Raw genomic sequence first — 22,340 nt, 5'->3', positions numbered from 1 at the left:
TCCTTCTATAAATCTACTAAAACAGTAGACTAATGGCGGTTCGCCTTCCGCGTCCATTTCATAATTGCTGTTAAAAGGAGAAGAGATTTAGCGTGGATCGCGAAGGGAAGAGGACGATTGGCCTCTCCCCCTTCCTCAGCGGATGCCCCGGCGGGCCGCCGAGATGGACAGGCCGGACGAGCCCAGCAGGAGTTCAGCCAGGTGGGCTGCCTGCTCTCGCATGTCGGGCACTGCAGTTTTCTCCCAATAGACGCCACGGGTGATAAGGCCGATGCCAAAGATGCGCTTGACGCTTCGGCCGTGGGAGTCAATCAAAGCATCATGCTGGCCGAAGTCGAGACCAAGGTTCAATTCGGGATAGGTTCCCGTGGAGGGCGAAATGACACCCTAAGCGTTCTGCTCCTTCGGCCACAGATACTCGCCAGTCAGTAAAATGTGCGTCCAGCCCAGCGAGGATATGTACGCCAGAAGCTCGGGCGGCACGTCGAGCCCTTCGTTTCGTCGCTCTGCGACGGCATGACCGAGGCGGACGGTGTTCCAGTAGATGATGATTGCGGTCAGGAGGTTGAGGCCGGCGATCCGGTAGTGCTGTCCCTCTGCCGTGCGATCGCGGATTTCACCCTGGCGACTGATACGTAGCGCATTCTTGAGCGCATAATGGGCCTCACCCTTGTTGAGTCCGATCTGCGCGCGTCGCTGCATGTCCGTCTCGAGGATCCACACTATAATGAAGAGTGTTTGCTCGACGTGGCCAACCTCGCGCAACGCAACCGCCAGATGCCGATGGCCTCGACTTTTCTGCCATGCGTGCAGACCCGAAACTTCTGATCGGCTTCAGCGAGGTCACGATCCTGCATCTTGCCCTGTGGCATCATGCCTGTGTCCCTGGCATCCATGGGGCTTGCTGGGATTCGGATCAGTTTGGAGGGACATCCGCTCAATCGTTTCAGCATGCCATCCGGACCCCAAGCCGAGACGGGTCAGCCGCGGCTGGTCGAGGTCGCCTGCTGGGCGCACGTGCGGCGCAAGCTCTACGACGTCCACCTCGCCACCACCTTGCCGGCTGCACGTGAGGCGTTGGAGCGCATCGCCGAGCTGTTCGCCATCGAGGCCGACATCTCAGGCCGCAGCCCCGCCGACTGATCGCGACCCTAAGCGGACAGGCGAATTTCATCCGCTTCTCGCACCGACAAGACGAAGGCAATCAACTTACGTTGATCCAGTCGGCCCTCGGTTCGGACACCTGAACTTAGGTCCACGCCGAACGGCTTCACCTGTCGGATGGCGTCACCGACATTCGCGGGAGAGAGGCCGCCAGCGAGGAACACGGGAAGGTGACTGGTCTCAACAAACTCGGCGCTTATCCTCCAGTCGTGCGTGCGCCCGGTTCCACCGAACTCGGGCATAGCCAAATTGGGCCGCCCGGAGTCGAGCAGAAAAGCATGAACATAGCGACTGTACGCTGCGATCATGTCGAGCACGGCCCGGCTTTCCACATGCATCACCTGAACTCGCCTCACATGAGGAGCGAGCTCAGCCAGGCGTGCGGACTCGACCGGATCGATGTGTGAAAGGATTTGAACGTTCGTTGTACGGGTGCGGCGCACTTGATCTGCAATCGCGTCGGCCGTGGTCTCAGAAGTCAGCAGGAAGGTCTCAACGGCAGGCGGTATCCCCCGTGCGATCTCGGCCACGGCCGACTCAGTGATCGTGCGAAGGCTGGGCGGGTTTACGCAATTGAAGCCCAGAGCATCCGCGCCGGCCTCGATGGCCATTCGCGCCTCGTCAGCCGAGGCGATACCGCAGATTTTGATGTGGGTTCTCATCCAAGACCTCTCGAACAACAAGCCGCGTTAAGCAACGGTCAGATTTCCACACCCTGCCATCGTTCGTGACGTCCGGTTCGGGGTACCCCGCGGTCCGCTGGTAGGTTGCGGATATGTTTATGCGGGCAACCGCAATCAGACAAGAGATTACACATGCATCAGCTCAAGAGATCGAGGCGCCCATAGGACGACGGAAGCAGGCCGAAGTCGGCACTTCGAAGATCGCTTGACCACGCGGAACCACAAGACGGACAAGCTCTCGCTTAGGGTGTCATTTCGCCCTCTACCAGAACCGACTCCAATTCATCCACGCGGGCGAGCCCACCGTCCTGCATAGACTGTATGAGACGGTTCTGCGTGGGAAGTGGGAGGCGCCTGAAACCGCGGCAATCGATGACATGCGATGCTTCGCGTTTTACAGGTTCGCTGCCGTCGGAACGACGATCGGTGACAGTGGTGCCACGCGCGGTCTTCAACGCCACCTGGAAATGACCCTTGACGATCCGCAGGAGACCCGAGGCTTATGCTTCATCGATGCGAGCCACCGACGACAGTGGCATCCGGTGATGGTGCATGTCCCACATGCTTGAGGTATGCCGGAGGAAATGGCCGCGGCTCTCGTGCCGGAGGTGGCGCCGGAGCAGTTGGGTATGCGGCCGCAATCCATCGGTCACGTTGCGCCAGTCGCCGCCCGCAGCCTCGTGCATCCGGATGGTTGAGTGAAGCCAAAGCATCATGTCGGCGAGGCTGAATTCGATCGGGATGCCCGCGGCCGAGAGCTTCAGGGCTTTGTGACGCTGTGGGGCTGGGGAAGGAGACCACGCCGGGAAAGCGCGTAGATCGGCCCCGTCTGGCCTACATCGAGCAATGACCATGGGTCCTCCAGGCGCAGTTCATGGCGCTCCTCGCGGCAGTCGCCGGTTGTGAGGAGCGCAAAATGAGCAGGGAGAACGATGCCGTCAGAAAGCACGACACCGTGATCATGGGCACGCAGCCTGACGCATTCCTGCTCCATTATACGCAGGCGGTACTTCAGGAAAAGGTTGTGGGGCGGCCCTTGAGAGGGGCCCCTCCGGAAGGCTGCGAGTAAGACCAATCATCATCCGCCAAGTTCACTCCGGACGGCTCCCCGAAAGAAGACAAGCGGTGGTCGTGCGGAGTCTACGCGAGAGGCAACGGCAATGCCGATCACAATCGAAATATCGCCACGCTGAATGACATCATCGACCACACAGTCGAAGGCGCCGAGAGCCGTTCTGAAGACCGGCGCACCGGTCACCAGGGTGTCCCACTGGCCTTCGAGGAAGCGGTCGGCCCCTGAAACACCCGCCTTGCCACTGAATGCGTTTGCAACAGCTTCTGCTCCGGCCGGCAGGTAGTTCACGGCGAAGTGGCGACGGGAGAGGATAGCGCCGAGCGCAGTTGTCTTCTTATCGATCGATAGGAGGATCGTTGGCGGGTTGGCAGTGACGTGCGCAGCGGAAAGCCCCAGCAGACCGGCCGGGCCGTCATCCCCATGAGTGGTCACAATGGTCATGCCAGTCACCCTCTCAGCGAGGGTTTGCCAAAAGGTTTTGACGTCGACCGTCGGCAGCGAGGCCGAATTGATCGTTGTTGTCATGATCATCACGGAGTTCCACAGGTTGCAACAAAGGCGGCCGATGCGGGCTCATCTCGCCTGGCGTCATTGCTACGTGCGATTGCCCGCGTAACAGATGGCGATCGCACTTCGGACTACGTCGCAGTGTCCGACCGACAGCAGACTGCTCGAACAGCATCCCCGCTAAGCGCTCACGGCGTAGAATGTCTCGAACCGGTCGACGGTCGCGACAGGGGCAGTTGTGCGAAGGCACGCTGCCGGACCTGCAAGCGGGCAAGCCAATGGAGACCCTCCGGCCAAGCGCCGTGGCCGCTGGCAACATTAATGTGCGCGGCATCTCCGGCATCGACGAAGGCTGCTTCCCACAGATTGGCGATGATACGGGCACGATCCTGCGCCATGTGGGGGTCGGTCCGGCTGGCAACCAAGATGGCGGGAAAGCCGAAGGGCTCAATCGGTAAGGGGCCGAACGAAGCGATCCCAGGCACGCGGGAGCGCCGCAAGTCGGGATCGGCTGGTGCTACCAGCAGGGCACCGCCGATGTCCAGGTCCGGATGGCGCAGTGCTAGATGGGCGATCAAGGTCGCTCCAAGGCTGTGGCCCACCAGAATGGCACCCGGCCTTCGCTTCACGTGGTGCGCCAGGACCGCAAGCCAGACGTCGAGATCCGGTGCATCCCAGTGCTCCTGCTGGACCCGTTCTACGTCGTCCAACGCGGCTTCCCAGCGACTCTGCCAATGTTCCGGTTCAGAGCCCTTGAAGCCCGGGACCATAAGAATTGTCATAGCTGATCTTCCTCTATTGCCGAGAAGTATCAGGCTCAAGGGAAGACCGGTCAATGAAATGCCTTGTCAAATTCAGGGCGAATGATGGAACAGCGATCCCGATTAAGTTTCAGCTAGAGAATTTTCTTCCGAACGCGATCGTTCATCTTTGTCGAAAAGCGGTCAAATACCAGCACCGTGCTGGAGGGGCTCGTCCAGCTTGCCATCGTCGCCGCGCCAGTACAGGAGGGCACCTTCTGCATTGTCGTCACTGATCGCCTTGACGCGACCGATCAGGATCGTGGGCGAATGGCAGTCGATCATCTCCTCTGTCTCGCAATCGAGAATCGCCAAGGCACCGTTCAGGACAGGCGCGCCGGTGATAAGCCGCGTCCAGTCGCCCTCGTGAAACCGCGCCTCGCCCTTGATCCCGCCACGGCCAACGAAACAGTCAGTATTCGATCGATGCTGGATCGACAGGATATTGATCGCGAAATGCCGGGCCTGTGCGATCACCGGCCAAGCAGACGCGCTCCGATTCACACAGATGGGGACGGATGGAGGCTCGGCCGACAAGCCGTCAAGGACGTCGCGGTCAATCCGGCGCGGATGCCTCCGGCCGAGGCCGTAAAACACTGACTGCGCCAGCGACATTGCGCATCACTGCGCGAAAAGCGGAGGGCTCGATCCCAGCAGGCTCTCGGCGGCGGATCACGTTGTTCATGGCGACCGTCGCTTGACTACGGGGACGATAGGCATACGCCATGCCGCGCAAGTCCCCGGGGACGGTCAAACTATGGTGTCACTCAAAAGTTGTCTGCTATGTTAGTAGACAAATATCGATCATGCTATTGCGGCTTTGTTGCTCCGAAAGCGTGATGGGGTGCGTTTGGCGAGATCGGCAACGGTGGTGTTATCAACGACCGAGGCGATGGCATCGCGCACTTCGCTCATGATCGAACGAACAGGACATAACTCGATTTTGCCACAATCATCACAGGCGCGGAACGCGGATCGGCTAGCGCACGCGATCGGCGCGAGCGGACCGTCAAGCGCTCGAATGACGGCACCGACTTTGATGGTACGGGCCGGCTTGGCCAAGGCATAGCCCCCGCCTGGGCCCTTCTTGCTTCTCAACATGCCGGCATTGCGCAGATCCAGCAGGATGGCATCAAGAAATTTCTTCGGGATGTTATTCGTCTGGGCAATCTCTGCGACCTGAGCCGTCTCCCCGGCATCGAGCCTCGCGAGATGAATAATTGCCTTGAGCCCGTATTTGCCCTTGTTGGTTAACACCCCTAGACCTCAGCAAGCAGCGATATCAGATTAAGTCTATCAACTAACAATATTTCAGCAATGAGTTTTTCCGTTCGCAGCTCAGAATAAGAGAGGTTTCACACCGTGGTCTGCGAGACGCGTGCTCTGGAGGAAAGCAAGCTCAAATCAGGAAAGGCAGCACCGCCCGACAACTGCCCATCTCCCTCGCCCTACGTCGACCCGGTGGCTTGTCGTGCCTTTTGAGCAACTATGGTCGCCAGCCCCTCAGGGGAGCAATTCAACAAACGCCGGACTGCTTGGCGACCCACAGTGGCTTCCGGCGATGCCCATGCAGGCGCCGATGAGAATTTTAGGCCCCAACCCGCGATCGGCAATCTCTCCTGCCTGCCCGACGGCGGTTGGGTCAGCCTCACCATTTCTTCTCTGATCAGATCGAGGGCCAGCACCACTGATCTGCTCGATCAGTTAGGGGCCTATCGGCCATGGTAACGCTGGTTAATAGGGATGTTCTTTATAAAGCACTGTACGGAGAGAATTATTCTTCCTGTCACTCACGGTATTAAGTTTAATTTAGCTGCTCAACAATATTGCTAGTGTAGCTGTGGCCCTTCTGCCACGTCTTAGCCTTCCACGTAAGATTAGTTTAACATTCTCTTGTTAACGTTCTTTTTAAAGAACTTTTTCTCTTGACCTGTTTGCAGCACCCCTGGCATCGTTCAGAGACATCGCGTCGCCGGTAAAGCTGGTTCGAAGAGGCCGCTACACCACTTGCCGACTTTCGAAGTCGACCATTCTAAAGCGAGGGTATCCATGTCCAATCCCAAGCGCCAATTGACCCTGAATCTCTTCATCTATCCTGGTGGCCACCACGAGGCGGCTTGGCGGTTCAAGGAATCCGAACCTAGGCGAGTGCTCGACATCAGCTATTATCAGCAACTTGCACGGCGAGCGGAGGCTGCAAAGTTCGACGCAATCTTCTTCGCCGATGGGCCCTCACTCCCGGAGAATGTCCGCTATTCCTCCCGTCTTCGCTTTGAGCCAATCACCTGGCTCGCCGCAATCGCAGCAGCAACGCAGAAAATCGGGCTCATTGCGACGGCCTCGACCACCTACACCGAGCCCTACAATCTCGCCCGACTGTTCGCCTCGCTCGATCATCTGAGCAAAGGGCGCGCTGGGTGGAACATCGTCACCACAGGTGATCCCGGAGCTGCGCAGAATTTCGGCTTGCCGGAACACCCCCCGCATCGTGACCGCTACGAGAAGGCGCGCGAATTTCTTGAGGTCGTGACCAAGCTCTGGGACAGTTGGGAGGACGAGGCGCTCGTTGCCGATCCCGAAAGCGGGATCTTTGCCGATACCAGCAAGGTGCACAGCATCGATCATATCGGCAAGCATTACCGGGTCCGCGGACCGCTCAACATCGCGCGTAGTCCCCAGGGGAGGCCGGTCTACATCCAGGCGGGCTCGTCTGATGACGGCCGCTCTTTCGCTGCCCAGCACGCCGAAGCAATCTTCACCGCACACCAGACGCTGGCGAGCGCGCAGTCCTTCTATGCCGATATCAAGACCCGTGCCGCCGCGCTCGGACGGCGGCCGGACCATATTCGCGTCCTCCCCGGCATCAGCCCCTATCTCGGCTCGACGCAGGCTGAGGCCGATAGACTGGAGGAGGGGTTGAACGAGTTAATTCAGCCGGCCGCTTCGCTGGAGCAACTCAAGCGCATGATCGGGGTCGATCTCACAGGCCATGACCTCGACGCACCGTTTCCTCGCCACCTCGTCGACACAAACGGGCTCAAGGCCGTCGCCAGTCGGTTCCAGCTTGTCGTCGACATCATCGACCGCGAGAAGCCGACCATCCGTCAGCTGATTCAACGCCTGGCCGGCGGACGTGGGCATTGGGTGCTGGCTGGTACTCCCGAGCGCATTGCTGATGCGATTCAGACCTGGTTCGAGCACGGCGCAGCCGACGGATTCAACGTGATGCCGCCTTGGCTGACCGGCGGCTTCGACGCGTTCGCGTCCGAGGTCGTTCCAATCCTGCGCAAGCGCGGGCTGTTCCGGGAGGAGTATATCGGTGATACGCTGCGCGACCATTATGGCCTGCCGCGGCCGAAAAGCAGTTATGCGCTGGCGCAGAGAAAGAGCGCCTGAGACCGGCGGCCATCATCCAGCACCTTCGGGAGAGCTCTGCCGGTCCGTGGTTGGCCCCAGCGCGTCCGACCTTCCGATCATCTCGATGGGCTTGGATGCAGCCGCCAGGGCGGCGCGATCTCGGACGACGCCCCGTTTTTGGATCGACGGTCGCGCGACTGGCGGCGGTCTCCACCGCCTGATGCATCATGGAGGCATCGCGCGCCGGGTTGATTCAGCAAAATGTCGGTAGGCCAGCCGGAACACCATGGGCGACAAGCAGTGAGAACGCTCCCCGCAGCTTCAGGCCGAAGGGCACTCGCGCCCATAGGCGCGTTGTGGCACAAGGAAGTTCGTTGGGTTTGCCAAGAAACGCGAGAGCACATGGGATCCACCTCGGTCAAGGGCCAAGACAAGGAAGTCCCAGAGCAAAAAGCATCGGTGTCATTCAAGAAAAGAAGCGCGTAGCGCATTTCAGTAAACGACAGGAACCAAAGCACCAGACAGAGTTCGCGTCGACTCAGCACTGAAAGAACGAGTCGTTTCGCCCTGCCTTCCATGGTCAGAAATCGGATTGTCAGCCAGCACGCAAGAGGCGGCGCGGTGTCATCGGCTCGCAGTTGGTGACCGGCATTAAGGCCACTGCCGATCGCCAGGGAAGGCAGGCGCTTGCGGGCCCATCAAGCGATATCTCACCGCTAACCTGAAAGATCTTCTCCTCACGTCTCGCCTTTGTTTAAAACTCTTCTTCAATGATCGCAATATTAAACTATTAATTCTATAGACTATTGTAATTACCAGTCATACCTTATGAGTCTCGATTGCGCCCAGAGCTCAAGTGGGGAACCATGACAAAAGCATATTTGCGCCTTCCGACCGCTATCCTATGCATCCTATCGACAGCCCTCCTGATGACCGGAGCAGCCCTTGCCGAGCCTCTCGCCGACAATGCACCTGTCCCCGACAAGATCGCCCCTGGGACCAAGCTGGTTATCGGTGATCCGCAAACCCGGGTCGCGCTCACTCTTGCGGGCGAACTGGGCAAGCTGCCTTTCCAGGTCGAGTGGGCCAACATCTCGGGCGGCCCGCAGACAATCGAGGCTTTCCGATCCAAGGCGCTGGATATTGGTTCGGTCGCTGATATTCCTCCGATCCACGCGCAATGGACGGGCTTGGATGTCAAGATCGTCGCGGCAAAATTCCGCCTCGATCCGGTGAGTCACCCCATCTACGTTATCGCCACCGCACCGCATTCCGGCATCGAGCAGCTTGACGATCTCAAAGGCAAGAGAATCGCCTTCAGCCCTGGGCAGGCTCAGGGCGCGCTCGTGCTACGAGTCTTGAAGAAGCTTAAATTGCAGCGCAGCGACGTCCAACTCATCGAATTGCCGAGTGTCGGTGACGCCTATGTCAATGCACTGGCGAGCAAGCTCATCGATGCCGCGCCGATTGCGGAGGCAAACAAGCAGCGCTTCATTCAGAACTACGCCAAGGACGGGGCTAAGGCGCTCGCCCACGGCCTGCGTGACGACCCGGCTTATTTGTACGTGGTGAAATCCTCTCTTGAGGATCCTGACAAGGCCGCAGCCATCCGCGCCTATGTCGCGGCATGGGGCCGTGCCACGAAATGGATCGAGACGCATCCCGAGGAATGGATCAAGGGATACTATATCAAGGACCAAGGCCTGAAAGACGACGCTGCCCGATTTCTGGTGGAATCGAACGGCCATCCGGATGTGCCACTCGATTGGAACGGGGCGATCGAACGCCAACAGGAAACGGTCGACCTGCTCGCGGAAGAACTGAAGAAGCCGATCTTGAAAGCGGAAACCCTGTTCGACCGCCGATTCGAGACAGTTGCCGGCGCTGCCTATCGGGGAGAGTGAACCATGGTGGACCTTTCGATCCCAAGCGTCGATTCTGCCCCTGATACATCAAGGCAGCAGCAATGGCTAAGACCGAGCCTTGGCAGGATCCAATCCTCGCTATCGACCACGAGCAACCGGAATGGGCGGCAGCGACGGCGCAAGCTTGGACCCGGTCCGACCATCCCTTATGGGGCCGCGATTGGCCCTGCGCTACTCCTCATCTTGTGGAGCATCGGCTCGACCACCGGCTATATCGACGACCGCATCCTGTCAGCACCATGGACTGTCGCGCTGACCGGCCTTGAACTGATCCAAGATGGCCGCTTACAGGAGAATCTCTGGACCTCATTCGTCCGTTCCTTTTGGGGTCTATTCTGGGGCATCGTCGCTGGGGCGTTGCTTGGTGTCATCGCCGGCTTGAGCCGAATTGGCGAGTATCTCGTCGACGGCCCTATCCAAATCAAGCGCGCCATCCCTGCGTTGGCCCTGATTCCTCTCCTGATGCTCTGGTTCGGCATCGGCGAAGGCATGAAGATCCTGACCATCGCGCTGATCACCTTCGCACCGATCTATATCCAGACCCATGACGGCCTGCGCTCGACCGACGCCCGCTTTATCGAACTGGCCGAGACGCTCGACCTCAGCAACCTGCAGTTCCTGCGTCATGTCGTGCTTCCGGCAGCTCTGCCAGGCTTCCTCCTCGGCCTGCGCTTTGGCGTCACCTATGCTTGGCTGGCGCTCGTCGTTGTCGAACAGGTCAATGCCACCAGCGGCTTGGGCTATATGATCAATCTGGCCCGCACCTATGGGCAGACCGAAGTCATCATCCTGTGCCTTGCCGTCTATGCTGCGCTCGGCTTGAGCTCGGACTGGCTGGTACGCTTTATCACACGAAAGGCCCTCCCATGGCGAAAGATCTTGGCGGACTGATCCAGGAGCCTGTCGTGCAGGTGCGCAGGCTCAGGCGCCGTTACGGCGAGCGCACGATTGTCGACGGCGTCGATCTTGATATCGGCCGTGGCGAGTTCGTCGCTCTGCTCGGTCGTTCAGGCTCCGGCAAGAGCACGATCCTGCGCGCACTCGCTGGCCTTGACCATGGCATTCCAGGCTCAGGCCAGGTTGACACTCCCGACGCAATCTCGGTCGTGTTCCAGGATGCCCGGCTGCTGCCGTGGAAGAAGGTCATTGACAATGTCACGCTAGGATTGAAGGGAGGGGCCTCCCGCGAGCGCGCGCTTAAGGCTTTGGAAGAGGTCGACTTGGTGCCGCGCGCAATGGCTTGGCCGATGCAGCTTTCCGGCGGCGAACAGCAGCGCGCTGCCCTGGCACGTTCGCTCGCACGCGAGCCTGAGTTCCTCCTGCTCGATGAGCCTTTCGGAGCGCTCGACGCTTTGACCCGACTGCGGATGCAGGCTCTTCTGCTCGACCTGTGCGCCCGTCACCAGCCGGCTGTTCTGTTCGTGACGCATGATGTCGACGAGGCGATCCACCTGGCTCAGCGTATTCTTATTCTCGATCAGGGCCGTTTCACGGTGGATCTGGAAGTCAACCTACCCTCTGACAGACGGCAGCGCGAGCTACGCTTCGCGCAACTACGCGCTCAACTGTTGACCAGCCTCGGCGTGACCGAGAAGGAGCTGCGCCGCGTCGCGTGACGGGAATTGGAGAAAAACTCAAAGAGTGAAAGTTCTCGGCTGATGGTGCCTGCATCGCTACGGGCTATCGCTGAAACAAAGCAAGCGCAGCGCCTGAAAGGATTTGAACAGGATCATCAGGGCCACTCGCCAGGCGCTCAGGTCAACCTCCCAGCCCATGGGAGCCTCAGGATGACACTCCCCATATGACCCTGGAGCGCATTGGAGCTACGGGGATCATTCGGCGCGGGCCCGGCAGCCCCACAGGGCAAAGAACAGCCGGCAAAGTCCAATTCCTCGACAAGCTGTTTGGTTGGCCGTCTGACGGAAAGTTCCGAGGTCACCTGTTGTGACTTGTCCAGGCTCATGGAACGGGGCTGCCGGCCCAGCAAGGTCCAGCATCAAGTTGCGGAAGAGTTTTCGTTCGCTCGCTTTCCGACAGTAGGTCATTCGCGTCTGAGCGATGAATAAAAAATCCTATTCCCGTTGACGGAGTCATGAGGCCAAGCCATTTTCTCAGGGTCTCAGAGCTCGATATGGCATTCGAGACCGCGGTGATTTGAAGTGCACCGCTAGCGTCACGATGCGTCTCATGCGCCTCGTGATCCCATCGGAGGGTTGCGATCATGATTGTTGCTCTGTTGAACTTCGCCTTGCATCGAATGGTGCGTCGGGCTCGCGGCGCCCGGAGCTGGTGTCGGCTTTCATAAACAGCCTTTTTCCTTCCTTGAGACAACCGCATCATTGCCAACCCAGCGTTGGCGGCAGGGAGCTTGTGTCATGCCACATACCACCCATGTCATCGAAGTCGGAGATGTTACCGCGGGCATCGTCGTCGCCGTCGAAGGCGGCTTCCGTTTCTTCGCCGCCGGCTTTGCATTCAAGGCCCTCGATCTGACCATCTTTGCCTCGATCGAGGAGGCCAGCCGGGCGGCACGTGAAAAACTCACCCGGCGTCGTCGCTGAACAACCGTTGCTAGTAAGTATATCAGGCGTATCAGCCATGTGGCCGACCGTGTCCGACGCCGGGGCAACGGCGCCCCCGACTTGAGACGGGCCGTTCAGGGTCGTCCGTCCGCCGATGCGTGAGGGTCTCGGACCCTGTGCCGCACCCGCGGAGGCTGGGCGCTTGCGCCCACCCCCTCGCGCCATGTTCCCCGTCCCCGACCGCGCGGTGCGAACGGGGCCTTGGCCCCCTCCCGCGTCAGCGGGCGCGCGCCCCGCCAACGGCGCCGCTCGGTCCTCGGACGCATCCTCCCGGGAGCGTCGAGGGCGGTGCCGTCCATGGCGACGAGGCGTTCGCCAAACCCTTGCGTCGCACGGGCGATGACCAACGCGGCGCTGTGGTGCACCGACATGGCCCGCCAGCGGGCGTACTTCGTCCGGCCGATCTTACTCGTGTATGCCGGATCGACCTTGACCAGCTCGACCCCGTCGCGAGAGCACCGCGCCTTGAGGAGCTGGAAGAACTTGGAGTAGGCGAAGCCCGAGAGCCGTCGCGCGTGCGCCGCGCCGAACTCCCGGAGGGCTGACTTCTTGCGGGAGAACTCGAGATCCTCGACTGCGATGCCGTAGCCGTATTTCAAGGCGAGCAGGGAGAGCGCCTTGCATGCCTCGCCGATCATGGCGGAGGCCTTGTCGCTTGAAACATCCGCGTCCGGGAACGGCAGGCGCAGACGGCCCGTCGGGTTTCCGTGGCGGTCAGCGATCACGACGGCGAGGTGGTCGACGTTGACGTCGACCCCGATGGCGCCGAGGCGGATGTCCGTGACGACGGCAGCGACTGGCTCATCGACCGTGGCGCGCACGTTCCAGCGTCCCTCATCATCGCGGAACAGCAGCCAGGTGATGCCCGTGCGCGTCTCCGGATTCATGTTGCGCTCGAGGATGCGCCGCATCTCCCGCTGGCCGTAGCGGAACGTCACGGCCTTGATCGTCACGAACGACCCGCCGAGGGCATCGGGAAGACGAATCCTGAGATCCTTGCCGTCCCACTTGCAGCTCTGGTTTCCGTCGCTCTCGCAGGCCGCACCGACGAAGTTGATGCGCCCGGAGCGCTTCTGCCTCCAGCGCCAGATCGCACCGTCGTCGGTGCCCCTGTCGCGCAGCAGCGCGCGCCCGCCGAAGCACACCCGCGGCATTGCGGCCTTGAGCTCCGCCGCGGCCGACTTGAGCCGGCCCTTCAGCACGTCGAGCCTGCGCTTCTTGCCGACCTGCTTGAACTTCAGGGACTTCTGCCGCCCCTCGGTCTTCGCCTTGCCCATCTGCTTGCCGAGGGACGCGATGCGCTTCTCGGTGGCCTCGATCGAGTCCTTGAGCTGCTGGATGCGGTACTGCACCGAGCCGTGCCACGAGTTCACGGCCTGGTCGAGATCGAAGCGGATGCCGTTGAAGTGGCGCGCGGTGATGCCGAAGCGGGCGATCGCCTCCTTCTTGACCTCCGCGACGGGACGCTTGAGGGCATAGATTTCCTTGAAGCTCCAGTGCTTGACATGCCCGGACAGCTCGCCCACCGGGGCGAGCTTCATGTCGGCATTCGGGTCTCCGGTGATCGTGCAGAAGGTGCGCATCAGGACTTCAACGCCTCCACCGCGCGCAGGGCGCGGTTGTGGGCGGACCGCTTGCCGTAGAGACGGGCCGAGAAGCAGGTCATCAGCTCGATCATGTCGCGCACGAGGTCGTCCTCGAGCTCGCCGGGATCGATGACGATGATCGAGCGCTTTGTCGCCTTGAGGGACTGCTCGATTTGGTTCACGCCGAAGCGCGCAAGTCGGTCGCGATGCGCGACGATGAGCGTGCCGACGGAGGGGTCGGACAGCAGCGCGTTGAGCTCGCGCCGCTTGTCGTTCAGGCCCGAGGCGATCTCGCGGACGTATCGGTCAATCCTGGTTCCGGACGCAGCGGCCCACTCGGCGATGCGGGCGACCTGGCGGTCGAGGTCGTGCTTCTGGTCGTGGGACGAGACGCGGGCGTAAGCGACGGTGAGCTTGGGCGGCTCAGGATCCTCGACGTCCACGACCCACCGGCCTGCCGGGCTGTTCCTTGCACCCTCGATGCTTCCTGCGGTGGCCATGCGCTAGGCGGTCATGCGCGACACCCCTTGCTGCTTGGCCCAGGCCGACAATGTGATCGTGCGTCACGCCATGAAACGCTAGTTACACCATCTGGCAGCAGTTGCCGACCCTTCGGGATTAGCCTGAATACCAAAGCGCTCCTGGTTACGGTTGTCGTCGCGACAGCGCTGTTCGTCTCGGCCTTCCGCGTGCAGGCTGCCAATGAACGCCTCCTCGTGTCCACGGAGTGGCTCGAAAAGAGCTAGCGTAGCGGCCTGTTCGCCGTCTGAGCAAAGATCCGCCATGTCGGTCAAGGTCCAGGCCGCTCGCCGTCATCGCATCCCCCGGCAACGGCACAGAGGGACGAACTGGGCCGAGTATGACACTGCCCTGCGCCAGCGCGGAAGTCTCACGGTCTGGTTCTCCGAGGAGGCGATTGCCGCCTTGCGCACTGAGCCTCGGATGACACCAGGCGGTCAGCTCCACTATTCAGCCCTGGCGATCAGGACAGCCCTGACACTCCGGGCGGTGTTTCAGCTCGTGCTGCGTCAGACGGAGGGGTTGATCGGCTCGATCCTGAGACTCCTCGCGGAACCCCGCCGAAAGCGGATCAGGGATCATCTTGTTCACGAGAGTGACCGCGACCGGCAGGAGGATCGCCTCATCGAGATAGCCCAGCGCTGGGATGAAGTCCGGAATGAGATCGATGGGGCTGGACGCATAGGCCGCCATGGCCGCCATTGCCGCCTTCACAGACCACGGCACCCGGCGGTCTCGGGCGGCCATGGAGAGCGCAACGACCTCCTTCTTGATGGCGTGCTCCATCCCTCAGCCATGCCTCAATCCTCATCCCTTGCCCCTTTCCTGAGACAGGTCGTTCTCATGCGGAGCGCTGGCTGTTCCGTCGAGCCCAACGATAAAACAGCTCGAATATCGTTGTATTCTCGTTTCATTGCAAAATGACTGTTGTCCCTGTTCGAAACTAATCTGACAGTATAGTTTGTCTATTAGTCAGCAATACTAATAATTTCGAAATGAATATTTACTCTACATAGGATTCGATTTAGAAATGCCGTGTAGGGCGCTAATCGCTGCACCCTGCTTCACGGTGATACTTGTGACCCGACGCGCCCTCTCACTTGGCGCGCATACCAAGGAGACGAGACATGGCAACTCTAGGAGGCGGGGCGTTCAACGACTCGCTGCACGGCACTGCCACTGCGGACGTGGTGTTCGGACATAGCGGGGATGATCTGATCTTCGGCGGAGGCGGGGGCGACGCTCTCTCCGGCGGCGAAGGCCAGGACGTCATCTTTGGCGGGAGCGGCGATGACTGGACGTCCGGCGGCTCCGGAGACGACTGGCTAACCGGCGGCGAGGGAGCTGACGTCCAGGACGGCGGCGACGGCAATGACGTTCTGTTCGGCGGCAACGACGATGACGTTCAACTCGGCGGTGCTGGCGACGACGACCTCCGCGGCGGTCATGGCAATGACATCGAGCTCGGGGGCGACGGGAATGACATCATCGAAGGTGGTTCCGGTGACGACCTGATACAGAGCGGTGTGGGCAGCGACATCCTGCGTGGTGGCTCCGGAGACGATATCCTGGATGGTGGCGCGGGAGATGACGTGCTTCACGGCGGGGCCGGCAGCGACACCTTCGTGTTCACCGGCGGCGGCGGCAACGATGTCGTTCTCGACTTCAAGGCCGGCCAGGATATCCTGCAGATCTCGAAAGGGATCAACGGAACCGATATCGCATCGGCCGACGATCTTACGAGCCGCGTTCAGCAGGTCGGGCACAACACGGTGGTCGACCTTGGCAACGGCGACAGCATCACTCTGGTGAATGTCAACGCTGACGATGTTCACAACAACCCGGGCGATTACTTCTCGGTCCACTAGCCGCAAACGGGTGCTGCGGCCATCAATCGCGGCACCCATCCCTGTGCCATCGACGAGGCAAGCGGCCGATGATCTGTCACTAAGCGCTGGTGATGCACTGCTACTTTCGCCTCGTGAACGAGCAAGAGACCCTCCTGGACGATACGGGTGTTGACGTTCCGGACCTCAAGACCGCAAGGGCGGAAGCGCACAAGGCCATCAGTGAGTTGCGACGAGACTATGACAGGGCCATCGCGGACTGGGCCGGGTGGCGGCTGGAGATCATTGGCCCCGAAGGAACCCTTCTTGACTCGTATCCTCTCACTAAGGCCCTCCATTGAGAGTGGCTCTCATGCCCCACGCGCCCGCGATGGCAATCCTCCGGGATCTTCAAAGCGGTCGAACCCCCGCGCCCACTGGGATCAGCATCGCGGAACGAAAGATCATGGAGCAGGACACGATGGTGCGAGCGGCCGCATGGACGGTTTGCGGCACAGGATCAATCACACAAACACCCACCTCGGTGGGGAGGCGGGCTGACGCGAACTTTGGGGAAGCACTTTGCCGATTGTGGCTATCCTATGCGGATGGCCACACAAACACTGAAAAGCAACCAGCGCTGCTTCAGTCGTTCCTCCACGGCCCTGACACTTTAAGCCCCTGCTGCTCCTCACCACCGGGCCTGCTGGACGACGCGGACAGGAGCGCCATCGCGAAGGTAGTACAGCGTCGCGTGGTTACCATAGAAGCAGGAACATCAGGCGCGGGCGCAAATGCCCTTCTGTCCTGGCCGCGAGGTGATTAACTTTCGTGACCATGCCCGAAGGGCGGCAAGGCACAATTGTTCAGGCACACCTCTCATGAGCACCAGCCGGCGTTTTCTTCTTGCCCCGTCTCTGGCTCGCCTGATCCAGAAGGAGAGGGCAGGGCAGCGTATCGTCGAAGGCTACTTCCCGGAACGCAACAGCCGGTGTTGTTACCTGCATCTTGATGATCGGTTGGGCAGTCTCGTCCTGAGCACCCGCGGTCCTATGGTCCCGTAGCGGAGCATGCGGTGATCCCCCGTGCTCACGCCGAGGCCCTGCTCACGATGACTGCGGGGTGGTGGATTACATCCGTACCTCTCTATCCATCGGCAGCCGCGTCGTTCACGTCAGCCAGTTCCTCACGCCTGGTCCGGTCGAGATTGTCGCTGTGGTGTTTGAGCACGAGCAGGAGGCTCTCGCGTTTCAGCCGCTGCCGTGGTTTGGGTCTGAGGTTAGCGCAGATCCGCACTACCGAAACCAGTTCCTGGCTTTGGCCGGGCTGATGGCTGCGCCTGAGGTGCCCTCACCAATGAGGCTCTCGACAACCTGCTCGATACCTTGGAGAGCCAGCTTGCGACGCCGTGGGCTTAGTTCGATCGGAGGCTTTCGGACCGATTTGGACCGCACCAGACTGGACACGCGCCGACAGCGCGTTCACGGCCGTCGGTTTCAGAACTTCCCTGTGTGACCGAGGTTGGGAACCTTGCACGGCAAGGATTCTAACCTAGCGAGGTTCCATTTAGCTATAGGTCGGCACATATTCTGCTTTGTTTTCATGTGGTCAGCCGTTGTTGACGTATCCACAATGCGGAAGGGAAGATGTCCTATCCAGTCCCGGGTGGTCACGGCCGGGACGGCGAGGCCTCGGGATTGGGACATGCTCATTGATAGTGAACCTTCTTGTCCATGACGCGGGCCTGGATCAGCGTCAGCGCGACCACGATGAAGAGGAAGACGACGGCAACCGCGGCGCCGTAGCCGGTGCGCAGGTACTCGAAGCTCTCGCGGTAGAGGGTGTAGAGCAGCATCTCGGAAGCGTGACCTGGTCCGCCTTGGGTTAGGATCTGCACGGTGTCGAAGGTCTCAAACGCCCTCAGCGCCACGACGATGAAGACGAACATCGACACCGGCCCGAGCATCGGCAGCGTGACGGTGCGCAGCCGGTCGAGCCAGAGGTCGGCGCCGTCGATGTCGGCCGCGTCATACAGGTCCTGCGGGATCGCCTTGAGGCCAGCGAGGAACAGCACCATGGCGTAGCCGAGGTTCTGCCAAATGCCGATGACAGCCAGCACCGGCAGCACAGTGGTCTCGTCGCGCAACCAGTTGGCGGTGGGCAGGCCGAGGCTGGCGAGCGTCTGGTTGACAAGGCCGATGGTCGGATGCAGCAGCGCCTCCCAGGCGATCGCCATGGCAGTGAGCGTCGCCATGAAGGGCAGGAAGTGGATGGCGCGGTAGAAGGCGCGCCACGACTCGCCGCTTTCGATCAGGAGCGCGATAGCCAGCCCCAGGAGGATCGTGCCGGGCACGACGAGGGCAACATAGCAGACGGTATTGACCAGCGAGGCGCGGAAGCCCGCGTCGGCGAAGACCTCGTGGAAGTTGCCGAGCCCGACGAAGGAGAGCGAGCCGGCGCCGAACTGCCAGTCGGTGAGCGCGATGGCGAAGACCGCGAAGACCGGAACAAAGAACAGGCAGAGGAGCAGCAGAAGTGCGGGGCCGGCCAGCGACCAGGCGGCGAAGGTCTCGGCGATCCGTTGGCGGCTGAGCGCCTTTGGGGCGTCGGAACCATCGGTCGGCGACGCGGCCTGTGCCGCTGCGGGAGAGGAGGCCGTGCTCATTGCACGCGCTCCCTCATCTTGAGCACGGTCGCGCTGGCATGATCGTGAGGACGCAGACGGCGTCCATCCGCGGCGAAAAACAGCAGCCGACCCGGTTTGACGCCGAGATGTAGCGTCTGCCCGGAAGTGATGTGCGGCGCACGTTCCGCGAGCAGGCGGGCGATCACCGGATGATCGGCTCCCGGCACATCGAGATGGACATAGAGGTCGGAACCCATGTGCTCGACGAGCCTAACCGAACCGGTCAGCACGTTGTCACCATGGCTGTCGACCAGATGGAAGGCCTCTGGGCGAATGCCGATCGACAGGCTGCTCCCCGGTGCGATATCGGCAGCGATGGAAAAGATCGTGCCGGCCGCATCGGCCGAACCTGCCTCCAGCACCTTCGCCTCGAGCATGTTGATCTTCGGCGAACCGATGAACTCGGCGACGCGCCGGTCGTCCGGGCCGGCGTAGATCTCCTGCGGCGGTGCGACCTGCAGCAACTGCCCATCCAGCATCACCGCCACCCGGTCCGACATGGTCATGGCTTCCGACTGGTCATGGGTGACGTAGACGAAGGTGACGCCGAGGCGCTTGTGCAGTTCCTTGATTTCGGCGCGCATCTGGACGCGAAGCTTGGCGTCTAGGTTCGACAAAGGCTCGTCCATCAGGAAGACGGCCGGCTGGCGCACCATCGCCCTTCCGACTGTCACGCGCTGGCGCTGACCGCCCGACAGTTGCCCCGGCTTGCGGGCGAGCAGATGCCCGATGCCAAGCGCCTTGGCGGTGCGCATGACGTCCTTCTCGATCTCCGCGGTGACCGCCTTCGTGCCCGGCAGGAAACGCCCGAGGAGCGGCAGCCGCTGCCAGGCCGACATCCGGCGCATCCTTAGTGGCACGGCCATGTTCTCGGCGACCGTCATATGCGGATAGAGTGCGTAAGACTGGAATACCATCGCAACGTCGCGCCGCTTCGGCCTGACCCCGTCGACTACGCGGTCATCTATCGCGATGGAACCGCCGGCCTGCACCTCAAGGCCTGCCAGTATCCTGAGCAGCGTCGACTTCCCGCAGCCCGACGGGCCCAACAGCGTCAGGAACTCCCCGTCCGCGATCTCAAGCGAGACGTCGCGCAGAACGGAGGTCGGGCCGAAGGATTTCGAAACGGCTTTGATATTGATACCACTCATTTCTTTGCTCCCTTGGGGGCGCCGCATTGTCTCGGCATTCGACGGAAAGGGCGCTTTAGCGACCTACCGGACCTGAGACCGGATAGACTGGTGGTTTGGACCGCCGCCAGTCGCGGCGACGGTCGGCATCTCGCGTCGGGGGCCCGACCTATACGAATGAGACCGCAATCTGATCGCGCTTGGACAACTGCAACAGCACGTCCCGAAGCGTGGCTTTCACCTCCGACAGCTCTTCCTCTGAAAGGACGTGCGACTCGATCAATTTGCGATCTAGCGTCCAGATCGAGTCTTCGGGAAGCGGATCGGTGCCGTAACGAGGAATGATATTCCAATGCACATGCGCAAAGGAATTGCCGAAGAACGCTACGTTCATCTTCCTGGCATTGAAAGCAAGCTGTACCGCCTCTGTCACCATCGCCATTTCGAGGAGATGTTTTGTCCGACTGTCGGTCGGCAGATCATGCAGTTCACGTGCCTTCCGCCTCGCGGAAAAGAAGCAATAGCCTTTGAAATATTGGCGGTTTCGGCTGAGCGTAACGATGCCCGTCTCAAGTTCGGCAACGAAATGCCGTTCGTCCGAATCATCGATCAATCGAAGGATTTCCTGCCGCGAGTAGGTTTCCTTGACCATTGTATCTTTCTTTCTGTAGGCCGGGTTTGCTGGCGGTTCCAGCACCCCGAGAGACGAGAACTGCCAATCATCGAGATCAGGATTTCCGCAGAAGGTTCGTGACGTCGCGGACCATCCCGGGCATGGCTTCTTCAGGCGTCTGCTTCAATGTCACCACGCCTTGCAGGTAATCACGGATGACGGTTGTGATCCGCGCGGCATTCGGACCGGGATAGGGGTTTTGAACCTTGACGCGGGGCAGCTCGCGGATCGCGGCAAGCACGGCCGGATTCTCTTTGTAGTAGCCGCCAAGATACGCGGGATCGTTCGCAGCAACGGCATTGACCGGTACGAAGCCGGTGGTTTTGACCATCAACGTCTGCGCCTCTGGCCCCGAAGCGAACTTCAGGAATTTCCAAGCAGCGGCGATCTTTGCGGGATCCTTGGTGGTGATGGCCATTCCGCCGCCACCTGACGCCAACTTTCCGTCCGTGGCCGACTGCGGGAACACCCCCGTACGGATATCCATCGTCGGTCCCGCGTTGGCCGTAAGCGTCTTCAATCTCGATGTCGAGGCGAAGTAGATGCCGATTTTCCCAGATGCGAATGCTTGGCGCGCTTGCTCGGCGGTCATGTCGACCATGCCCGCTTCACTGAACCGCTGCAGCAGTTTCAGCGCATCCCGTCCAGCCTGCGAGTCGAAGCCGATCTCGCCGTCTTCGGTGAAAACATCGCCGCCATGGCTGGAAACGAGGCTATTGAACGACCAATTGTAGCTATCCGCGTAGTACTCAAAAAACAGCGGCATCACGTCGGGTTCGGCCTTTCCTAGATCGGCCGCAATCGAGAGTATTTCGTTCCACGGCAGATCGAGGTTCATGAGGTCAGGACGAACCTTCTTGATCAAACTCATGTTGTAGTAAACGATGCTGGACGAGACGGACTGCGGTATCGCGACCAAGTGACCTTTCACGGTCGTCGTGCCAAGCGAACTCTGCTCAATGCCCACATTCTTCCAATCAGGATCGCTCGATATAAGATTGTCCAACGGCGTCAGGATACCCCGTTCAGCAAGAACAGGCATATCAGTGTAGCAGACCGATGAAACCATGTCCGGCAGGGCGCCCGTCACCGTGTTCCGAAGCATTTGCTGAAGTAGCGCGGGACAGTCGGTGGCGTTGGCTTCCAGTTCAATCTTGATGTCGGGATTTTCCTTCATGAACCGATCCGCGATCGGCTTTAGGAAAAGTGTGTCACGACCAGGAAAAGCATGGGTCAAGTGAAGGGTAATTGGTTCGGCGTATGACGCAGACGCACATGCGGCCAAGCCGATCGCGGCAATAAACGACAACAGTATTCGTTCCATCTGAGAGCTCCTGATCGGGCGGATTTGAATCTGAGCGGCGCCGAACACGCTGCGCCTCGAGATTAGAGGCGGAGCGAGAAAGCGGCACGTTTCGTATGATTGATTACTTACGGGGCTCGGATGAAGGTGATCTGACAGGTTCGGATCAAGTGAGCCACTTGTACCTGACTCTCACCGACAACGTTCCGGTATGCCACTGCGGGTCTTGACGGATGAGCCGGTCATCGAAATCGCACCGCGTCGCGGTCGAAATATCGCCCAAAGCCCGAGACAACGGTGAGCCTCGCATCCGCGACAGCGCTCCAGCAGCATCCCGACCCGTGCTTGGTAGTCGGCGACAGAGGCCCTCAACGTCCTCGTGGCGATCCGCAACGGCCTCGTCGCCTTACGCGGATAAGGCAACGACTATTGCCACGCGAGGCGGGTGGTGTGACCTCTTCTGCCCATTCCGCATTGTGAAGCAGGCCAAAAGCACACGTCTATGATCTGGTGTGCCTCAATGT

22 protein-coding genes and 3 pseudogenes are annotated in these 22,340 nt (G+C 60.6%); 11 read left to right on the top strand and 14 right to left on the bottom strand.

Features of this window, described 5'->3' with window-relative positions:
• Window positions 1–135 precede the first annotated feature (135 nt).
• Window positions 136–351, bottom strand: coding sequence for a hypothetical protein (locus ACS5Q1_RS03590; RefSeq protein ID WP_473096908.1), 216 nt, complete (start codon window positions 349–351; stop codon window positions 136–138).
• 36 nt (window positions 352–387) lie between these two features.
• Window positions 388–777: pseudogene (locus ACS5Q1_RS03585) on the bottom strand (Tn3 family transposase); the annotation flags it as partial.
• Here ACS5Q1_RS03585 and ACS5Q1_RS03580 point away from each other — a divergent pair.
• Window positions 735–887: pseudogene (locus tag ACS5Q1_RS03580) on the top strand (LD-carboxypeptidase); the annotation flags it as partial. The pseudogenes ACS5Q1_RS03585 and ACS5Q1_RS03580 overlap by 43 nt on opposite strands.
• A gap of 64 nt (window positions 888–951) precedes the next feature.
• Window positions 952–1,143 carry an IS66 family transposase gene (locus ACS5Q1_RS03575; RefSeq protein WP_473096907.1) on the top strand — a complete coding sequence of 64 codons (192 nt, stop codon included), beginning with the start codon at window positions 952–954 and terminating at the stop codon, window positions 1,141–1,143.
• 8 nt (window positions 1,144–1,151) lie between these two features.
• Here the strand turns inward: ACS5Q1_RS03575 and ACS5Q1_RS03570 are convergent, their stop codons facing one another.
• A complete protein-coding gene (locus tag ACS5Q1_RS03570; protein WP_473096906.1) occupies window positions 1,152–1,826 on the bottom strand; it encodes a phosphoribosylanthranilate isomerase in 675 nt (224 codons plus the stop codon).
• Between the two features lie 937 nt (window positions 1,827–2,763).
• On the opposite strand from ACS5Q1_RS03570, the gene ACS5Q1_RS03565 reads away from it, so the two are divergent.
• Entirely contained in the window at window positions 2,764–2,916 is a 153-nt protein-coding gene (locus ACS5Q1_RS03565) for a hypothetical protein (protein WP_473096905.1), read from the top strand.
• A 9-nt stretch (window positions 2,917–2,925) separates the two neighbouring features.
• On the opposite strand, the gene ACS5Q1_RS03560 is transcribed toward ACS5Q1_RS03565, so the two are convergent.
• From ACS5Q1_RS03560 to ACS5Q1_RS03545, 4 genes are all read right to left on the bottom strand, one after another.
• On the bottom strand, window positions 2,926–3,453 hold the full coding sequence (locus ACS5Q1_RS03560; RefSeq protein WP_473096904.1) for a flavin reductase family protein: 528 nt from the start codon (window positions 3,451–3,453) through the stop codon (window positions 2,926–2,928).
• Between the two features lie 164 nt (window positions 3,454–3,617).
• Window positions 3,618–4,211 carry an RBBP9/YdeN family alpha/beta hydrolase gene (locus tag ACS5Q1_RS03555; RefSeq protein WP_473096903.1) on the bottom strand — a complete coding sequence of 198 codons (594 nt, stop codon included), beginning with the start codon at window positions 4,209–4,211 and terminating at the stop codon, window positions 3,618–3,620.
• A 162-nt stretch (window positions 4,212–4,373) separates the two neighbouring features.
• Window positions 4,374–4,844 (bottom strand): flavin reductase family protein, encoded by a 471-nt coding sequence (locus tag ACS5Q1_RS03550; RefSeq protein ID WP_473096902.1) that lies wholly within the window; start codon window positions 4,842–4,844, stop codon window positions 4,374–4,376.
• A 189-nt stretch (window positions 4,845–5,033) separates the two neighbouring features.
• On the bottom strand, window positions 5,034–5,486 hold the full coding sequence (locus ACS5Q1_RS03545) for an RrF2 family transcriptional regulator (protein ID WP_473096901.1): 453 nt from the start codon (window positions 5,484–5,486) through the stop codon (window positions 5,034–5,036).
• Between the two features lie 792 nt (window positions 5,487–6,278).
• Here ACS5Q1_RS03545 and ACS5Q1_RS03540 point away from each other — a divergent pair.
• The 5 genes from ACS5Q1_RS03540 (at window position 6,279) to ACS5Q1_RS03520 (ending at window position 12,072) form a co-directional block, all read left to right on the top strand.
• Window positions 6,279–7,625 (top strand): LLM class flavin-dependent oxidoreductase, encoded by a 1,347-nt coding sequence (locus ACS5Q1_RS03540; protein WP_473096900.1) that lies wholly within the window; start codon window positions 6,279–6,281, stop codon window positions 7,623–7,625.
• A gap of 827 nt (window positions 7,626–8,452) precedes the next feature.
• A complete protein-coding gene (locus tag ACS5Q1_RS03535) occupies window positions 8,453–9,490 on the top strand; it encodes an ABC transporter substrate-binding protein (protein ID WP_473096899.1) in 1,038 nt (345 codons plus the stop codon).
• A gap of 3 nt (window positions 9,491–9,493) precedes the next feature.
• On the top strand, window positions 9,494–10,402 hold the full coding sequence (locus ACS5Q1_RS03530; protein WP_473096898.1) for an ABC transporter permease: 909 nt from the start codon (window positions 9,494–9,496) through the stop codon (window positions 10,400–10,402).
• Window positions 10,378–11,127, top strand: coding sequence for an ABC transporter ATP-binding protein (locus ACS5Q1_RS03525; protein WP_473096897.1), 750 nt, complete (start codon window positions 10,378–10,380; stop codon window positions 11,125–11,127). Before ACS5Q1_RS03530 ends, ACS5Q1_RS03525 begins: the two co-directional genes overlap by 25 nt.
• Before the next feature lie 759 nt (window positions 11,128–11,886).
• Entirely contained in the window at window positions 11,887–12,072 is a 186-nt protein-coding gene (locus ACS5Q1_RS03520; RefSeq protein ID WP_473096896.1) for a hypothetical protein, read from the top strand.
• A gap of 95 nt (window positions 12,073–12,167) precedes the next feature.
• Here the strand turns inward: ACS5Q1_RS03520 and ACS5Q1_RS03515 are convergent, their stop codons facing one another.
• A complete protein-coding gene (locus tag ACS5Q1_RS03515) occupies window positions 12,168–13,676 on the bottom strand; it encodes an IS200/IS605 family accessory protein TnpB-related protein (RefSeq protein ID WP_473096895.1) in 1,509 nt (502 codons plus the stop codon).
• Complete coding sequence (locus ACS5Q1_RS03510) at window positions 13,676–14,179, bottom strand: IS607 family transposase (RefSeq protein ID WP_473096894.1); 504 nt, start codon at window positions 14,177–14,179, stop codon at window positions 13,676–13,678. The genes ACS5Q1_RS03515 and ACS5Q1_RS03510 overlap by 1 nt, the downstream gene beginning before the upstream one ends.
• Before the next feature lie 202 nt (window positions 14,180–14,381).
• Here ACS5Q1_RS03510 and ACS5Q1_RS03505 point away from each other — a divergent pair.
• Window positions 14,382–14,687, top strand: a pseudogene (locus ACS5Q1_RS03505) (hypothetical protein); the annotation flags it as partial.
• Here ACS5Q1_RS03505 and ACS5Q1_RS03500 read toward each other — a convergent pair.
• Entirely contained in the window at window positions 14,649–14,984 is a 336-nt protein-coding gene (locus ACS5Q1_RS03500) for a YkvA family protein (protein ID WP_473096893.1), read from the bottom strand. The pseudogene ACS5Q1_RS03505 and the gene ACS5Q1_RS03500 sit on opposite strands and share 39 nt — an antisense overlap.
• A gap of 341 nt (window positions 14,985–15,325) precedes the next feature.
• On the opposite strand from ACS5Q1_RS03500, the gene ACS5Q1_RS03495 reads away from it, so the two are divergent.
• Both ACS5Q1_RS03495 and ACS5Q1_RS03490 read left to right on the top strand, forming a co-directional pair.
• Entirely contained in the window at window positions 15,326–16,066 is a 741-nt protein-coding gene (locus ACS5Q1_RS03495; RefSeq protein ID WP_473096892.1) for a calcium-binding protein, read from the top strand.
• A 92-nt stretch (window positions 16,067–16,158) separates the two neighbouring features.
• Window positions 16,159–16,386, top strand: coding sequence for a DUF6894 family protein (locus tag ACS5Q1_RS03490; RefSeq protein ID WP_473096891.1), 228 nt, complete (start codon window positions 16,159–16,161; stop codon window positions 16,384–16,386).
• A 1,346-nt stretch (window positions 16,387–17,732) separates the two neighbouring features.
• Here the strand turns inward: ACS5Q1_RS03490 and ACS5Q1_RS03485 are convergent.
• From ACS5Q1_RS03485 to ACS5Q1_RS03470, 4 genes are all read right to left on the bottom strand, one after another.
• A complete protein-coding gene (locus tag ACS5Q1_RS03485; protein WP_473096890.1) occupies window positions 17,733–18,689 on the bottom strand; it encodes a carbohydrate ABC transporter permease in 957 nt (318 codons plus the stop codon).
• Entirely contained in the window at window positions 18,686–19,861 is a 1,176-nt protein-coding gene (locus tag ACS5Q1_RS03480; protein ID WP_473096889.1) for an ABC transporter ATP-binding protein, read from the bottom strand. Before ACS5Q1_RS03480 ends, ACS5Q1_RS03485 begins: the two co-directional genes overlap by 4 nt.
• A gap of 148 nt (window positions 19,862–20,009) precedes the next feature.
• The gene (locus tag ACS5Q1_RS03475) at window positions 20,010–20,492 is read right to left on the bottom strand and encodes an HIT family protein (protein WP_473096888.1); all 483 of its coding nucleotides are present in this window, start codon (window positions 20,490–20,492) and stop codon (window positions 20,010–20,012) included.
• Window positions 20,493–20,568: 76 nt separating this feature from the next.
• Complete coding sequence (locus ACS5Q1_RS03470) at window positions 20,569–21,837, bottom strand: extracellular solute-binding protein (RefSeq protein WP_473096887.1); 1,269 nt, start codon at window positions 21,835–21,837, stop codon at window positions 20,569–20,571.
• Window positions 21,838–22,340: the final 503 nt, after the last annotated feature.

The sequence above is a fragment of the Microvirga sp. GN3 genome, assembly GCF_055792825.1.
The sequence above is the reverse complement of the archived record's forward strand: the minus strand, read 5'-3'. Positions and strand labels throughout refer to the sequence as shown.

Excerpts from the sequence above, each read along its gene's own strand:
- ACS5Q1_RS03485 (WP_473096890.1), bottom strand. The coding sequence starts at position 18,689 with ATGAGCACGGCCTCCTCTCCCGCAGCGGCACAGGCCGCGTCGCCGACC.
- ACS5Q1_RS03565 (WP_473096905.1), top strand. The coding sequence starts at position 2,764 with ATGAGCAGGGAGAACGATGCCGTCAGAAAGCACGACACCGTGATCATG.
- ACS5Q1_RS03570 (WP_473096906.1), bottom strand. The coding sequence starts at position 1,826 with ATGAGAACCCACATCAAAATCTGCGGTATCGCCTCGGCTGACGAGGCG.
- ACS5Q1_RS03480 (WP_473096889.1), bottom strand. The coding sequence starts at position 19,861 with ATGAGTGGTATCAATATCAAAGCCGTTTCGAAATCCTTCGGCCCGACC.
- ACS5Q1_RS03470 (WP_473096887.1), bottom strand. The coding sequence starts at position 21,837 with ATGGAACGAATACTGTTGTCGTTTATTGCCGCGATCGGCTTGGCCGCA.
- ACS5Q1_RS03520 (WP_473096896.1), top strand. The coding sequence starts at position 11,887 with ATGCCACATACCACCCATGTCATCGAAGTCGGAGATGTTACCGCGGGC.
- ACS5Q1_RS03495 (WP_473096892.1), top strand. The coding sequence starts at position 15,326 with ATGGCAACTCTAGGAGGCGGGGCGTTCAACGACTCGCTGCACGGCACT.
- ACS5Q1_RS03525 (WP_473096897.1), top strand. The coding sequence starts at position 10,378 with ATGGCGAAAGATCTTGGCGGACTGATCCAGGAGCCTGTCGTGCAGGTG.
- ACS5Q1_RS03475 (WP_473096888.1), bottom strand. The coding sequence starts at position 20,492 with ATGGTCAAGGAAACCTACTCGCGGCAGGAAATCCTTCGATTGATCGAT.
- ACS5Q1_RS03540 (WP_473096900.1), top strand. The coding sequence starts at position 6,279 with ATGTCCAATCCCAAGCGCCAATTGACCCTGAATCTCTTCATCTATCCT.
- ACS5Q1_RS03535 (WP_473096899.1), top strand. The coding sequence starts at position 8,453 with ATGACAAAAGCATATTTGCGCCTTCCGACCGCTATCCTATGCATCCTA.
- ACS5Q1_RS03490 (WP_473096891.1), top strand. The coding sequence starts at position 16,159 with ATGCACTGCTACTTTCGCCTCGTGAACGAGCAAGAGACCCTCCTGGAC.
- ACS5Q1_RS03575 (WP_473096907.1), top strand. The coding sequence starts at position 952 with ATGCCATCCGGACCCCAAGCCGAGACGGGTCAGCCGCGGCTGGTCGAG.
- ACS5Q1_RS03510 (WP_473096894.1), bottom strand. The coding sequence starts at position 14,179 with ATGGCCACCGCAGGAAGCATCGAGGGTGCAAGGAACAGCCCGGCAGGC.
- ACS5Q1_RS03550 (WP_473096902.1), bottom strand. The coding sequence starts at position 4,844 with ATGTCGCTGGCGCAGTCAGTGTTTTACGGCCTCGGCCGGAGGCATCCG.
- ACS5Q1_RS03560 (WP_473096904.1), bottom strand. The coding sequence starts at position 3,453 with ATGATCATGACAACAACGATCAATTCGGCCTCGCTGCCGACGGTCGAC.
- ACS5Q1_RS03555 (WP_473096903.1), bottom strand. The coding sequence starts at position 4,211 with ATGACAATTCTTATGGTCCCGGGCTTCAAGGGCTCTGAACCGGAACAT.
- ACS5Q1_RS03530 (WP_473096898.1), top strand. The coding sequence starts at position 9,494 with ATGGTGGACCTTTCGATCCCAAGCGTCGATTCTGCCCCTGATACATCA.
- ACS5Q1_RS03500 (WP_473096893.1), bottom strand. The coding sequence starts at position 14,984 with ATGGAGCACGCCATCAAGAAGGAGGTCGTTGCGCTCTCCATGGCCGCC.
- ACS5Q1_RS03515 (WP_473096895.1), bottom strand. The coding sequence starts at position 13,676 with ATGCGCACCTTCTGCACGATCACCGGAGACCCGAATGCCGACATGAAG.